At 64.2% G+C, this 14,465-nt stretch carries 13 protein-coding genes; 9 read left to right on the forward strand and 4 right to left on the reverse strand.

What is annotated here, in order from left to right:
• Position 1: 1 nt before the first annotated feature.
• Positions 2-1,594, reverse strand: a complete 1,593-nt coding sequence (locus LRS11_RS14015; RefSeq protein WP_260493558.1) for a LysM peptidoglycan-binding domain-containing protein — start codon at positions 1,592-1,594, stop codon at positions 2-4.
• 92 nt (positions 1,595-1,686) lie between these two features.
• Positions 1,687-2,475 (reverse strand): hydroxyacylglutathione hydrolase, encoded by a 789-nt coding sequence (gene gloB, locus LRS11_RS14020; RefSeq protein WP_260493559.1) that lies wholly within the window; start codon positions 2,473-2,475, stop codon positions 1,687-1,689.
• 76 nt (positions 2,476-2,551) lie between these two features.
• Here gloB and LRS11_RS14025 point away from each other — a divergent pair, with 76 nt between their 5' ends.
• The 8 genes from LRS11_RS14025 to nudC all read left to right on the forward strand — a co-directional run bounded on the left by LRS11_RS14025 (position 2,552) and on the right by nudC (position 11,864).
• Positions 2,552-3,310, forward strand: a complete 759-nt coding sequence (locus LRS11_RS14025; RefSeq protein ID WP_260493560.1) for a class I SAM-dependent methyltransferase — start codon at positions 2,552-2,554, stop codon at positions 3,308-3,310.
• A gap of 9 nt (positions 3,311-3,319) precedes the next feature.
• Positions 3,320-3,775, forward strand: coding sequence for a ribonuclease HI (rnhA, locus tag LRS11_RS14030; protein ID WP_173205590.1), 456 nt, complete (start codon positions 3,320-3,322; stop codon positions 3,773-3,775).
• Positions 3,768-4,502 carry a DNA polymerase III subunit epsilon gene (dnaQ, locus tag LRS11_RS14035; RefSeq protein ID WP_260493561.1) on the forward strand — a complete coding sequence of 245 codons (735 nt, stop codon included), beginning with the start codon at positions 3,768-3,770 and terminating at the stop codon, positions 4,500-4,502. Before rnhA ends, dnaQ begins: the two co-directional genes overlap by 8 nt.
• A 122-nt stretch (positions 4,503-4,624) precedes the next feature.
• Positions 4,625-6,859: an Orn/Lys/Arg decarboxylase N-terminal domain-containing protein gene (locus tag LRS11_RS14040; protein WP_260493562.1), complete on the forward strand. Its 2,235-nt coding sequence runs from the start codon at positions 4,625-4,627 to the stop codon at positions 6,857-6,859.
• Positions 6,860-6,917: 58 nt separating this feature from the next.
• Entirely contained in the window at positions 6,918-8,255 is a 1,338-nt protein-coding gene (locus LRS11_RS14045) for an amino acid permease (RefSeq protein ID WP_260493563.1), read from the forward strand.
• Between the two features lie 259 nt (positions 8,256-8,514).
• Positions 8,515-9,327, forward strand: coding sequence for a crotonase/enoyl-CoA hydratase family protein (locus tag LRS11_RS14050; RefSeq protein WP_260493564.1), 813 nt, complete (start codon positions 8,515-8,517; stop codon positions 9,325-9,327).
• A 33-nt stretch (positions 9,328-9,360) separates the two neighbouring features.
• Positions 9,361-11,031 (forward strand): ferrous iron transporter B, encoded by a 1,671-nt coding sequence (locus tag LRS11_RS14055; protein WP_260493565.1) that lies wholly within the window; start codon positions 9,361-9,363, stop codon positions 11,029-11,031.
• On the forward strand, positions 11,031-11,864 hold the full coding sequence (nudC, locus tag LRS11_RS14060) for an NAD(+) diphosphatase (protein WP_260493566.1): 834 nt from the start codon (positions 11,031-11,033) through the stop codon (positions 11,862-11,864). Before LRS11_RS14055 ends, nudC begins: the two co-directional genes overlap by 1 nt.
• A 231-nt stretch (positions 11,865-12,095) precedes the next feature.
• On the opposite strand, the gene LRS11_RS14065 is transcribed toward nudC, so the two are convergent.
• On the reverse strand, positions 12,096-12,881 hold the full coding sequence (locus tag LRS11_RS14065) for a TSUP family transporter (RefSeq protein WP_260493567.1): 786 nt from the start codon (positions 12,879-12,881) through the stop codon (positions 12,096-12,098).
• 101 nt (positions 12,882-12,982) lie between these two features.
• Here LRS11_RS14065 and LRS11_RS14070 point away from each other — a divergent pair, with 101 nt between their 5' ends.
• A complete protein-coding gene (locus tag LRS11_RS14070) occupies positions 12,983-13,633 on the forward strand; it encodes a hypothetical protein (protein ID WP_260493568.1) in 651 nt (216 codons plus the stop codon).
• Between the two features lie 55 nt (positions 13,634-13,688).
• Here the strand turns inward: LRS11_RS14070 and LRS11_RS14075 are convergent, their stop codons facing one another.
• Positions 13,689-14,456 (reverse strand): SDR family oxidoreductase, encoded by a 768-nt coding sequence (locus LRS11_RS14075; protein ID WP_260493569.1) that lies wholly within the window; start codon positions 14,454-14,456, stop codon positions 13,689-13,691.
• Positions 14,457-14,465 lie beyond the last annotated feature (9 nt).

A 14,465-nucleotide genomic window follows, 5' to 3' on the forward strand; every position in this document is an offset into this window, starting at 1 on the left:
CTCAGTTGAGATACAGGGTCAGGGTCTGGCCCGGTTTCAGCGAGCTGCTGTTGCTGCGCGGATTCCAGCGCTGCAGGTGCTTCAGGTCGACCTTGAAGCGCTGCGCGATCAGGTACAGCGAGTCGCCTGACTTGACCCGGTAATAGGTGACGTTCTGACGGCTGGCGGGCTTGGCGGCGGCCACCGAGTTGCCGGTGCCACCGCTGGCCCCGCTACCCCCGTGGATCACCAGGGTCTGGCCCAGGCTCAGCTTGCTGCGCGCGTTGAGCTTGTTCCAGCGTTGCAGGTCTTTCAGCGAGACATTGTTGCTGTTGGCGATCTGCCACAGGGTATCGCCACTCTTCACCTTGTAGCTGCGCGGCCCGGCGCTCGGCGTGGCCTTGGCAACCTGCTGGTGCAGCGGCTGGCTCGGTTCGCGGTCGCCGGCGGCGGGAATGCTGAGGACCTGGCCAACCCGCAGGCTGTTGCTCTTGAGCTTGTTGACGTCCTTCAGGGTGTTGACTGTCAGGTGGTAGCGGTTGGCAATGCTGTGCAGGTTGTCGCCGTTGCGCACACGGTATTCCTGCCAGCGCACCACCTGCTGCGGTTTCATCAGGGCCAGGTTGGCGTTGAGCAGCTCGGCTTTCCCGGTGGGCACCAACAGGTGCTGCGGGCCATCCATGGTGATGCCTTTCTTGAAAGCCGGATTGAGGCTTTGCAGCTCGTCCTCTTCCATGTCGACCAGGGCCGCTACCCGCGTCAGGTCGAGGCCCGGCTTGCTCGCCACCTGTTCGAAGTAGGGCTCGTTGGCGATCGGGTTGAGGCGTACGCCGTAGGCTTCAGGCGACATGACGATCTGCGACAGGGCCAGCAGTTTGGGCACGTAGGCCTGGGTTTCCTTGGGCAGTGGCAGGTTCCAGTAGTCGGTCGGCAGGCCGAGCTTCTGGTTGCGCTCGATGGCCCGGCTGACCGTACCTTCACCAGCGTTGTAGGCCGCCAGGGCCAGCAGCCAGTCGCCGTTGAACATGTCGTGCAGGCGGCTCAGGTAGGTCATGGCGGCGTTGGTCGAGGCGACGATGTCGCGGCGGCCGTCGTACCAGTTGGTTTGGCGCAGGTTGAAGTGACGACCAGTGGAGGGAATGAACTGCCAGATGCCCACGGCATGGCTGCGCGAGTAGGCGAAGGGGTTGTAGGCGCTCTCAATGACGGGCAGCAGGGCCAGTTCCATCGGCATATTGCGCTCTTCCAGGCGCTCGACCACGTAATGGATATAGAGGCTGCCGCGTTCGCTGGCGTTTTCCAGGAAGGAGGGATTGCTGGCAAACCACAGGCGTTGCTGCTCGATGCGCGGATTGACGCCGATCTCGCCCTGCAGCTTGAAGCCTTCGCGCATGCGTTCCCAGATGTCGCGCGGCTCTTCGGGTTCGGCTTCCTGGCTGAGCCACTCCGGTTCCTGCTGCAGGCTGACGGCGCGATCGGTATCGCGGTCGTTCTCCGGGGTGGACGGGGCCATGTTCTGGCAACCGGCGACAAACAGACAGGCCAACACCGCCAGAGCCCTTGCTCTCTGTGCCAATGCAGCTGAATCAAGGGATCTGAAAGGTAATAAAAACATTGGTTGCTAGTGTCTGCCGGCGCTAAAAAGTTGGGGGATTCTAGGAATGCCCCTAGGGGTGGTCAAGTTTTCACCAGTCCATTGGTCAGTTTTTAACCAATTCGAAAGTTGTCTTTCCACCTGCGCAGGCTGGCAAACACCTCGTCCGCCGAGCGCTGCTGGGGGCCTTCCCGCTCGTCGATTTTTTCTTTAATGGATGTTTCGGTGCAGCGCAGGAAGGGGTTGATGGCTTTCTCCAGGGCGATGGTCGAGGGCAGGCTGATCCGTCCTGCCGCGCGCCAGGCGCTGACTTCGGCAAAGTGCCTGGCGACGGCCGCATTGTGCGGTTCCACGGCGCGGGCGAAGTGCAGATTGCTCAGGGTGTATTCGTGGGTGCAGTAGACCCGCGTGGCATCCGGCAGGCTGGCCAGTAGGCTCAGCGATGCATGCATCTGCGCCGGGCTGCCTTCGAACAGGCGGCCGCAGCCTGCGGAGAACAGGGTGTCGCCACAGAACAGCCAAGGCTGCGCGGGATCGGCGTGGTAGTAGGCGATATGGCCGAGGGTGTGGCCGGGCACCTCATGGATGACGAGCTCGCGGTCGAGCACGCTGATGCGATCACCTTCAGCCAAGGCCACGTCGCGCTCTGGGATTTGCTCCTGCGCCGGGCCATACACGCGGGCGCCGGTGGCGGCCTTGAGCTGGGCGATGCCGCCGATATGGTCCGGGTGGTGATGGGTGATCAGGATGTCGCTGAGCTGCCAGCCTGGATGGGCGGCGAGCCAGGCCACTACCGGCGCGGCGTCACCCGGATCGACCACGGCGCAGCGGCGCTGGGCGTGGTCCTGCAGGAGCCACAGATAGTTGTCGCTGAAGGCGGGCAGGGCGTCGATCTGAAACATTTTTCGGGGTCGCCAAGTGAGGGGCATTGGCGCATCTTAAGCGGCAAAGCCCTGCTTGTGTCACTGGAGGTTCCCGATGAGCGAGCAACCCTTCGCCCAGGCCGATGCCGATTGGCTAGACCTCACCCAGGCGGCCCGCGAGTGGCTGGCTTCGCCGCTCGGCGAGCTGTTGCTGGAAGAAGAGCGCCGCGCGCTGGATGAAGAACTGGCGCGTTATTTTGGCGGTTACCTGGTGCATTACGGCCCGGCGGCGGTCCAGCCACCGAAGGCGCCGCAGATCCGCTGCAATGTACGCCTTGGCGCGCCGCTGGCCGGTGTGGACATCGCCTGCGAAGAGCAGGCCTGGCCGCTCGGTGAGCACGCTGCCGATGTGGTGGTGCTGCAACACGGCCTGGATTTCTGCCTGTCGCCCCACGGCCTGCTGCGTGAGGCGGCACACAGCGTGCGCCCGGGCGGTCATCTGTTGATCGTCGGGATCAACCCCTGGAGCGCCTGGGGGCTGCGCCATTACTTCGCTCGTGATGGTTTTCGTCAGGCCCGCTGCATCTCGCCGGCGCGCATGAGCGACTGGCTCAGCCTGCTCGGCTTTGCGCTGGAGAAACGCCGCTTCGGGTGCTATCGTCCGCCGCTTGCTTCAGCGGCCTGGCAATCGCGCCTGGCCCGGCTGGAGACTTGGGGCGGCGCCTGGCAGATGCCGGGCGCGGGCTTCTATCTGTTGGTAGCGCGCAAGCTGGTGGTCGGCTTGCGGCCGCTGCGACCTGTGCAACGGGCCACCATGGGCAAGTTGCTGCCAATGCCGGTGGCTAAAGTCAGCCGCCGCGATTCCGAGCAGTAGATGTAGTCAATGAGCGAAGAAATAGTCGAGATCTACACCGATGGCGCCTGCAAGGGCAATCCCGGCCCGGGTGGCTGGGGCGCGCTGTTGGTTTTCAAGGGTGCTGAAAAAGAACTCTGGGGCGGCGAGCCCAACACCACCAACAACCGCATGGAGCTGATGGCGGCGATCTGCGCGTTGATCGCCCTGACCCGTCCCTGTTCCGTGCGTCTGGTTACCGACTCGCAGTACGTGATGAAGGGTATCCAGGAGTGGATGCCGAACTGGAAGAAGCGCGGCTGGAAGACGGCTGCCAAGGAACCGGTGAAGAACGCCGACCTGTGGCAGGCGCTGGACGAGCAGGTCAACCGCCATAACGTGACCTGGCAGTGGGTGCGCGGGCATACCGGCCACCCCGGCAACGAGAAGGCCGACCAGTTGGCCAATCGCGGTGTCGATGAAGTGAGGGCAATGAAACATGCGTAGCGTGGTACTCGATACTGAAACCACCGGCATGCCGGTGACCGATGGGCACCGCATCATCGAGATCGGCTGCGTCGAGCTGGAAGGCCGGCGCCTGACCGGGCGCCACTACCACGTCTATCTCAACCCGGATCGCGAGATCGACGAGGGCGCGATCGCCGTGCACGGCATTACCAACGAGTTCGTTGCCGACAAGCCGCGCTTCAAGGAAGTCGCCGATGAGTTCTACGAGTTCATCCACGGCGCCCAGCTGATCATCCACAACGCGGCGTTCGACGTCGGCTTCATCAACAACGAGTTCGCCCTGCTCGGGCAGAGCGAGCGCGCCGAAGTCAGCGACTACTGCGGCATCCTCGATACTCTGCTGATGGCCCGCGAGCGTCATCCGGGCCAGCGCAACAACCTCGATGCCCTGTGCAAACGCTATGGCGTCGACAACTCCGGTCGTGATCTGCACGGCGCACTGCTCGACGCCGAGATCCTCGCCGACGTCTACCTGACCATGACCGGCGGCCAGACCCACCTGTCGCTGGCCGGCGAGGGTGGTGATGGCAGCGGTCGGCAGATGCCCAGCCCGATCATTCGCCTGGATGCCAACCGCTCGCCAACCCGCATCATCCGCGCCAGCGAGGCCGAACTGGCTGCCCATGCTGCGCGTCTGGCGGTGATCGAAAAGTCTGCCGGGGCGCCGTCGCTGTGGGCGCAACTGGACGCGCCGAAAGAAAGCTGAGGCAAGGGTAAAGGTTGTCCAGGCGACCTTTTCTTACAGCTTGCCGCACAGGGGGTTCCGCCGGTCCGGGCGAGCTTCTAACCTGAGGGGATAGGCCGCTGCCGGCCCCTCAGGAACTCATAATGTATAAAGACCTGAAATTCCCCGTCCTCATCGTCCACCGCGACATCAAGGCCGACACCGTAGCCGGCGAACGCGTACGGGCGATTGCCGAGGAACTGAGCCAGGATGGCTTCACCATCCTCTCCACCGCCAGCTCCGCCGAGGGGCGCATCGTCGCTTCTACCCACCACGGCCTGGCCTGCATCCTGGTCGCCGCCGAAGGAGCGGGGGAGAACCAGCGTCTGCTGCAGGACATGGTCGAGCTGATCCGCATCGCCCGCGTGCGCGCACCGCAGCTGCCGATCTTCGCCCTGGGCGAACAGGTGACCATCGAGAACGCGCCGGCCGAGGCCATGGCCGATCTCAATCACCTGCGCGGCATCCTCTATCTGTACGAAGACACCGTGTCCTTCCTTGCCCGCCAGGTGGCGCGCGCCGCGCACAACTACCTCGATGGCCTGTTGCCGCCGTTCTTCAAGGCGCTGGTGCAGCACACCGAGCAGTCCAACTATTCCTGGCACACGCCCGGCCACGGTGGTGGCGTGGCCTACCGCAAGAGCCCGGTGGGGCAGGCCTTCCACCAGTTCTTCGGCGAGAACACCCTGCGTTCCGACTTGTCCGTGTCGGTGCCGGAGCTGGGCTCGCTGCTCGATCACACCGGCCCGCTGGCCGAGGCCGAGGCCCGCGCCGCCCGCAACTTCGGCGCCGACCACACCTTCTTCGTGATCAACGGCACCTCGACGGCGAACAAGATCGTCTGGCACTCGATGGTCGGTCGCGACGACCTGGTGCTGGTCGATCGCAACTGCCACAAGTCGATCCTCCATTCGATCATCATGACCGGCGCCATTCCGTTGTACCTGTGCCCGGAGCGCAACGAGCTGGGCATCATCGGGCCGATTCCGCTGAGCGAGTTCAGCAAGGAATCGATCCAGGCCAAGATCGACGCCAGCCCGCTGGCCAAGGGCCGTGCGCCCAAGGTCAAGCTGGCGGTGGTGACCAACTCCACCTACGACGGCCTCTGTTACAACGCCGAGCTGATCAAGCGCACCCTGGCCGACAGCGTCGAGGTGCTGCATTTCGACGAGGCCTGGTACGCCTACGCGGCGTTCCACGAGTTCTATGCCGGGCGCTACGGCATGGGCACCGAGTGCGGCGAGAAGACCCCGCTGGTGTTCACCACCCACTCCACCCACAAGCTGCTGGCGGCCTTCAGTCAGGCCTCGATGATCCACGTGCAGGACGGCGGCGCGCGTCAGCTGGACCGTGAACGCTTCAACGAAGCCTTCATGATGCACATCTCCACCTCGCCGCAGTACGGCATCATCGCCTCGCTGGACGTGGCTTCAGCAATGATGGAAGGCCCGGCCGGGCGCTCGCTGATCCAGGAAACCTTCGACGAGGCGCTGAGTTTCCGCCGCGCCCTGGCCAACCTGCGGCAGAACCTCAAGGCCGATGACTGGTGGTTCAGCATCTGGCAGCCGCCGCAGGCCGAGGGCGTACAGACCGGCGACTGGCTGTTGCAACCAAATGCCGCCTGGCACGGTTTCGGCGAGATCGCCGAGGACTATGTGCTGCTCGACCCGATCAAGGTCACCCTGGTGATGCCGGGGCTGTCCGCCGAGGGCGCACTGGCCGAGTCGGGCATCCCCGCCGCGGTGGTCGGCAAGTTCCTCTGGGAGCGCGGTCTGGTGGTGGAGAAGACCGGCCTGTATTCCTTCCTGGTGCTGTTTTCCATGGGTATCACCAAGGGCAAGTGGAGCACCCTGCTCACCGAGTTGCTGGAGTTCAAGCGCCTGTACGACGCCAACGTGGCACTGGTCGATGCGCTGCCCTCGGTTGCTCGTGAAGATGCCGCGCGCTACGCCGGCATGGGCCTGCGTGACTTGTGCGACCAGCTGCATGCCTGCTACCGCGAGAACGCCACGGCCAAGGCGCTCAAGCGCATGTACACGGTGCTGCCGCAGGTGGCGATCAAGCCGGCCGACGCCTACAACCAGCTGGTGCGTGGCGAGGTCGAGGCGGTGCCGATCGAACAGCTGGAAGGGCGTATCGCGGCGGTGATGCTGGTGCCTTATCCGCCAGGCATTCCGCTGATCATGCCGGGCGAGCGCTTCACTGCCGAGACCCGCTCGATCATCGATTACCTGCAGTTCGCCCGAACCTTCGATAGCCAGTTCCCTGGCTTCGATGCCGATGTGCATGGGCTGCAGCGCGATGGCGCGTGCTATACCGTGGATTGCATCAAACAATAACGCACGGCCTGTAACGACCCGAGTGGCGGCCAGGCCGGCCACGCCATCGGGGGATGTTATGGCTGAGGACAAAGGTGCGCCGGGCGAGATGGGTTTCTGGACCTGTACCGCCCTGGTGGTTGGCAACATGGTCGGCTCGGGGGTGTTTCTGCTACCCGCCAGCCTGACACCCTACGGTGGTCTGAGCCTGGTTGGCTGGCTGGTATCAAGCGTCGGCGCGGTGCTGTTGGCGCTGACCTTTTCGCGTCTGGCGCGGCTCAATCCGGCTGCCGGCGGACCCTACGCCTACACCCGTGACGCCTTCGGCAGCTTCGCCGGCTACTTGTGCGCCTGGATCTACTGGATGGCCGCCTGGATCGGTAATGCCGCCATCTCGGTCACTTTGGTCGGCTACCTGCAGGTGTTCCTGCCCATTCTGCGCGACCCGACGCTGATGGTCGCAACGGCGATTGGTGCTATCTGGCTGTGTACGCTGATCAATCTGCGCGGCATCAAGTCCTTCGCCCTCGCGCAGAACATCCTTACCCTGCTCAAGTTGGTGCCGCTGCTGCTGGTTGGCCTGCTTGGCTGGTTCCACTTCCATCCCGAGTACCTGAGCATCCCCGAACCGGAGAAACTGCCCGGCGGCGGCTACGCCCAGGCCATCGCCACCACGGCGGCGCTGACCCTGTGGTCGTTCATCGGCCTGGAGTCGGCCACGGTGCCGGCCGAGCATGTGCGTGACCCGCGCCGCACCATTCCGCGCGCCACCCTGGTTGGCACCCTGGTGGCGGCGACTGTGTACATTCTCTCCAATACGGCAGTGCAGGGCATCCTCGCACCCGAGGTGCTGGCCCATTCCAGCGCACCTTTCGCCGACGCCGCCCGGGTGATGCTCGGCGACTGGGGCTACTACTTCATCGCCGGCGGCGCGGTGGTCGCCTGCCTCGGCGCCCTCAACGGCTGGATTCTGCTGCAGGGCCAGATTCCCATGGCGCCCGCGCGTGATGGCTTGCTACCGGCGATCCTGGCCAAAACCAACAAGAACGGCGTGCCGGCCCACGGCATGCTCATCTCGGGCGTACTGGTGACCCTGCTGGTGCTGGTGAACGGCCAGGGCGAGCTGGTCGAGGTGTTCAATGTGATCATCCTGCTCGGCACCATGGCCGGTGTGGTGCCCTACGTGTTCTGCGCCGCCGCGCTGCTGCACCTGCTGGCGACCCGTCCGAGCGACTTCGGCGAGCGGGAGAAGGGGCCGCTGCTGTGGATCGGCTGTTGCGCCTTCAGCTATTCGATATGGGCGCTGTATGGCACGGGCGAGCAGGCCGTGTTCTGGGGTTTCCTGGTGTTGATGGCGGGGATTCCGGTCTACACCTGGCGGCAGTGGCGTAATCGGCTGGCAGCTGCAGTGGAGTAACTCCACTAGCACCTTGGCGCTGCCTGGTGGGGGCGGCGCCCGAGCGAACGCTGATTTATCCCAGAGCACAGAGTCGAGTTCTAAAAAAGATCAAGCGCTTAACGAATATAGTCAGAAATGTTCTTAGCTTTGCTAGCGTGCCTTGCATCACAGTGGCCAGCATCGACATTTATTACATGCTTGTTATAGTTGGGCGGTTAAACCCATAACAATGTTTCTATGCGCGCCGCCTGGCGCCACGCCTTCGAGGATGATCTGCGTGCCGGACTACAAAGCCTTCCGTGTCGAGTTGAACGACAAGATTGCCCACGTACAGATCAACCGCCCGGAAAAGGTCAACGCGATGAACGCGGACTTCTGGGCCGAGATCGTCGATATCTTCCGCTGGATCGACGACACCGATGAAGCGCGCGTGGTGGTGCTTTCCGGCGCCGGCAAACACTTCTCCTCGGGTATCGACCTGATGCTGCTGGCCCAGGCTGGCAGCGCGCTGGGCAAGGATGTCGGGCGCAACGCCGAAGCCCTGCGGCGCAAGATCCTCCAGCTGCAAGCCTCCTTCAATGCCGTCGACAACTGCCGCAAGCCGGTGCTGGCGGCTATCCAGGGCTATTGCCTGGGCGGCGCCATCGACCTGATCGCCGCCTGCGACATGCGTTACAGCACCGTCGATGCACAGTTCTCGATCAAGGAAATCGACATGGGCATGGCGGCCGACGTCGGCACCCTGCAACGTCTGCCGCGCATCATCGGCGACGGCATGATGCGTGAACTGGCCTACACCGGCCGCACCATCGATGGCGGCGAAGCCCAGCGCATTGGCCTGGTCAATCGTACCTACGCCAGCCAGGAAGAACTGCTGGCCGGCGTGCTGGCACTGGCCGGCGAGATTGCCGCGAAGTCGCCCATCGCCATCCGTGGCACCAAACACATGATTCGCTACATGCGCGATCACCGCGTCGATGACGGCCTGGAGTATGTGGCCAACTGGAATGCCGCCATGCTGCAATCTGCTGACCTGCGCGTGGCCATGGCCGCGCACATGAGCAAGCAGAAAGCCGAATTTGCCGACTGATGCAGTACCAGCCTAGCGAGGTGCAGTAGACCTATGGTCACTGGAGCGACATCCCTGAGCCTGGTGCGTGACGAACTGTTCACCACCATGGAAGAGACCGAACAGAGTCTCGAACACTTCATCGCCGAGCGGCACAACGGCAGCCTGCTGCAGCAGGCGGTGGAAAACCTGCAGCAGGTGCGCGGCACGCTCAACCTGATCGAGCTGGCCGGTGCCGAGCTGCTGGCCCAGGAAGTCCTGCAACAGGCCACCGATATCCCCGCCGGCGCCGGCGAAGAGCGCGACGTGCAGCTCTCGGCGCTGAGCAGTGCGATGTATGTGCTGCGCCGCTATCTGGAAAACGTCGACGCCCATCGCCAGGAAATGCCTGAGCTGCTGCTGCCGGCGATCAACGAGCTGCGTCAGGCCGGTGCGCAGCCGCCGCTGCCGGAGAGTTTCTTCTTCAGCGTGCGGCTCGATCAGCAGCGCGCTGCCCGCATGGTTCCCGGTGATGTATCGGCTGACGATACCCGTCGCCTGCGTCACATGTACCAGGTCGGTCTGCTCGGTTTCATCCGCGAGGACAACCCCCAGGCTGGGCTCAAGTTGATGCTGCGTGCCCTGGCGCGTCTCGACAGCCTGTTTGGCGACGACTCGCGCGGGCGCCTGTGCTGGGTCGGTGCCGCTGCCGTGGAAGCACAGCTGGATGGCCAGCTGTTGCCACGCAAGTCGCGCAAGCAGCTGTTCTCCCGTCTCGATCGCGAACTCAAGCAAGCCCTGGGCAACAGCACCTACGAGGCGCCGCGCAGCCTGCTCAAGGAACTGCTGTACCTGGTGGCCCTGGCCGACAGTAAGGGCGAGCAGGCCAGCTCGGTGCGCGAGGTGTTCGGCCTCAATGCGCTGCCATTTACCGACCATCTGCTCGATGAGGAATACCAGCGCCTGTCCGGGCCGGGGCAGGGCGTGATGCGTTCGCTGTCCTCGGCGATTCGCGAGGAGCTGGCCAGCGTCAAGGATCTGCTCGATCTGATCGAGCGCGGCACGGCCCAGTCGGACAGCTTCGGCAACCTGCATGCGTTGCTGGGCAAACTGGCCAAGACCCTCGGCATGGTTGGCCTGAGCTCGGCGGCCAATGCCCTGCAGGTACAACTGCCGGTGGTAGCTGGCTGGGGCGAAGCCAGCCCGGCGCAAATGCAGGATCTGCACAAGCTTGCCGAAGCCGTGCTCTATGTGGAAAGCATGGTAGCCAGCCTGGAACGTGGCGAGCGCCGTGATCAGCGTCCTGCGCAGATTCAGCCGGGCGACGAGGGCGAGGCCTTCGCCGCGCATCAGCTGACCGAGGCGCGCATCGTGGTGGTCGACGAGGCCCAGGGCGGTCTGGCCCTGGCCAAGCGGGCGATCACTTCCTACCTGGAATCCAACGGTGACCGCATGCACCTGGCCAACGTGCCCATCAGCCTGCAGGCGGTGCGCGGTGGCTTGTGGTTCCTCGGTCAGGAGCGCGCGGCCAAGTTGATCGGTCTGTGTGCCGACTATATCCAGACACGCATGATCGAAACCCAGCAGATGCCTTCCGAGCAGATGCTGGAAACCCTGGCCGATGCCCTCAGCAGCCTGGAGTACTACCTGGAAGGTGGCGCCGTGCTGCGTCCGGAAACCAGCCCGAGTGTGCTCGACCTCGCTGAGGAAAGCGTGCGTGCCCTGGGTCTGCCGGTAGCCGCCTGATGGCAGCGGGTTGGCAGACCACTCCAGTGCTGGATAACAGCCAGGCCGGTGGCTGGGCGCTGGTGCATGGCGCTCAGGGTTTCCTGGCCGACAGCAATGGCGTGCTGTTTCCCCGCGAATGGCTCAAGCGTCAGGACCTGCCGCTGCGCGGCGAACAGGGCCTGGGCTATTTCAATGGCGAGGCCGTCTGGCTGCTGCAGCTGGAGCAGCCTGCCGAATTGCCCGGCTGTTACTGGCAGAGCCTGCGTCAGTTCATGCTGCAGGCCGATTACCCGACGTTCCGCATGCTGGCGTTCGCCGAGCAGGTGGCGACCTGGCAGAGCCAGCATCGCTTCTGCGGGCGCTGCGGCACGCCGACCCAGCAGGTAGCGGGCGAGCGCTGCATGCGTTGTCCGTCCTGCGGCCTGGATGGCTATGCGCGTATTTCACCGAGCATGATTGTGCTGGTCACCCGTGGTGACGAGATTCTCCTGGCCCGTTCGCCGCGCTTCGTGCCTGGTGTGTACAGCACCCTGGCCGGTTTCGTCGAGCCGGGGGAGTCGGCGGAGGAGTGCGTGCTGCGCGAAGTGCATGAGGAGGTCGGCATCGAGGTCGGCAACCTGCAGTATCTCGGTAGCCAGGGCTGGCCGTTCCCGCATTCGCTGATGCTCGGTTTCCATGCCGAATATGTCGGCGGCGAGATCGTCCCGCAGGCCGACGAGATCGAGGATGCGCGCTGGTTTCCTATCGAGCAGCTGCCACCGTTGCCGATGACGCGTTCGATCGCCCGCTATCTGATCGACCTCTATGTGGCTCGCCGCCTGGGCCAGCCCGAGCCGCAGCTGGCACGGTAGATTCTGTTATTCAGCACAAGCTCTTGTAGGAGCCAGCTTGCTGGCGATCAGCGGGATGCTGTCTGCCTATCGCCAGCAAGCTGGCCCCTACAGGATCAGACCGTAGGGCGGATAAAGTCCGCGGGTTTCACCCGCCTACGAATTTCATCGTCAGCGATGGCAAGCCGCTATCCATGACCGAATTCGGCTGGGATGGATGGCGCGTTACCCATCCACCACAACGTACTCAGCCTACGCCTGGCCGAACCAGTGCTGCCAGGCCAGGCGCGCGGTCAGCGCCAACACCACCAGAATGAATACCGGGCGGATGAACTTCGAGCCGCCGCGAATCGCCGTGCGCGCACCGAAGAAGGCCCCGGCCATCAGTGCCAGGCCCATGCAGATGCCGAGCAGCCAGGCCACCTGGCCGGTGATGATGAACACCGTCAGGGCCATGGCATTGCTGACGAAGTTCATGCTGCGTGCCACGCCGCTGGCGCGCACCAGGTCCAGTGGGTAGAGCAGCAGCGTGCTGACCGTCCAGAAGGCGCCGGTGCCGGGGCCGGCCACGCCGTCGTAGAAGCCCAGGCCGAGCCCCTGTGGCCACTGGCGGCGCTGGGCAATGGGCGCATCCTGCTGCGCATGGGTTGGCGGGGTCTTGCCGAACAGCAGGTACAGGCCGCAGCCGAACACCACCGCCGGCAGCATCTGGTTCAGCCAGGCGGCGGGCAGCCAGTGGGCCAGAATGGCGCCCAGGGTGGCTCCCAGCGCCGTGGCCAGCAGGGCATTGCGCCATTGCCGGGGATGGAACAGCTTGCGCCGGTAGAAGGTGTAGCTGGCGGTGGCCGAGCCGAAGGTGGCGCACAGTTTGTTGGTGCCCAGCACCAGATGCGGCGGCAGACCAGCCGTGAGCAGGGCGGGGATGGTCAGCAGGCCACCACCGCCGGCAATCGCGTCGATAAAGCCGGCAGTGAAGGCGACCAGGGCGAGAATCGCCAGAGTGAGTGGGTCGACTCCCAACTCAAAAGGAAAAGGCATAAAAAACTCGACGTGGATTCAATTGTGCGGGGTGGCGACTGGCCTGTCCGTCTGCCTGCTGCGCATAATGCCGGCAATTTCACGGAGAAGGAATTACACCCATGCAGTATGACGGCCTGGCCTGGTTCATTGGCCTTCTGGCGATACTGGCGCTGTTCATTGCCGCGCGCATTCTGTTGTCGCGTAGCTGGTTCCTCGGCTGGCTGCGCGGCACTGTTGGTCTGGCCTTTGTCGGCCTGGCCGGGCTGGTCGGCGTGGTCGCCTATGATCTGCTCAGCTACAGCCCGCTGCCGGAAGGCAAGCCGCTGCTGACCCTGAGCTTCAGTGCCGACGGCCCACAGCGTTACCAGGTCAGCCTGCTGGAGGGTGGTGAAGAACGCCAGGTCACCTTGGAAGGCGATCTGTGGCAGCTCGATGGTCGCTTGCTGCGCTGGAAAGGCCTGGCCGCGCTGATCGGTCTGCAGCCGGGTTATCGCCTGGAAAAACTCTCCGGGCGTTTCCTTGCCATCGAGCAGCAGGAAAGCGCGCGCCACGCCCAGGTTGCCCTGGCGCAGAGCCCCTACGGTATCGATCTGTGGCGTTGGCTGCGCCTGGGCCAGCATGATCTGTTCCTGTTCGATCCCGAAGCCGCGCGCGTGACCTATCTGCCGATTGCCGATGGGGCGATGTTCAGCGTCAGCCTGAGCCCGACCGGTTTGCTGGCCCAGCCGATGAATCAGGCGGCCAATCAGGCCCTGAAAGACTGGCAGTAAAACCCAGGCAATGAAAAAGGGACCCGAAGGTCCCTTTTTTGTGCACGGCTGTTTCTCAGGAGAGGAAGCCACCATCCACGTTCAGCGCCACGCCGGTGGTGTAGCTGGAGGCTTCGCTGGCCAGGTACAGCACGGCACCGGCCATTTCGCTCGGGGCAGCCACGCGCTTGAGCGGGATGCGCTGCAGGGCGAGGTTGAGGATGGCGTCGTTCTTGGTCAGCGCGGAGGCGAACTTGGTGTCGGTCAGGCCCGGCAGCAGGGCGTTGCAGCGGATGCCGAACTGCGCGCACTCCTTGGCGAAGACCTTGGTCATGCTGATCACGGCGGCTTTGGTCACCGAGTAGATGCCCTGGAACTCGCCCGGCGAGACGCCGTTGATCGAGGCGACGTTGATGATGCTGCCGCCACCGCCGGCCTTCATCAGCTTGCCGCCTTCGATGGACATGAAGTAGTAGCCGCGGATGTTGACGTCGACGGTTTTCTGGAACGCGCTCAGGTCGGTGTCCAGCACGTTGCAGAACTGCGGGTTGGTGGCGGCGTTGTTGACCAGGATGTCGAGGCGGCCGAACTGCTCGCGGATCATCGCGAAGACGTTGCTGATCTGCTCCATCTCGCCGATGTGGCAGGCAATGGCAGTGGCCTTGCCGCCGTCGGCGAGGATGGCGTCGGCGACTTTCTGGCAGTCGTCGATCTTGCGGCTCGACACGATCACGTGGGCGCCTTGCTGGGCCAGCAGCTTGGCGATGGCCTCACCGATGCCACGGCTGGCGCCGGAGACGAAAGCGATCTTGCCGTCGAGGTCGAACAGGTTGGTCTTGGACATTCTGGTTAC

Origin of the sequence: Pseudomonas sp. J452, assembly GCF_024666525.1 — a bacterium.
In the GTDB taxonomy this organism is placed as follows: domain Bacteria; phylum Pseudomonadota; class Gammaproteobacteria; order Pseudomonadales; family Pseudomonadaceae; genus Aquipseudomonas.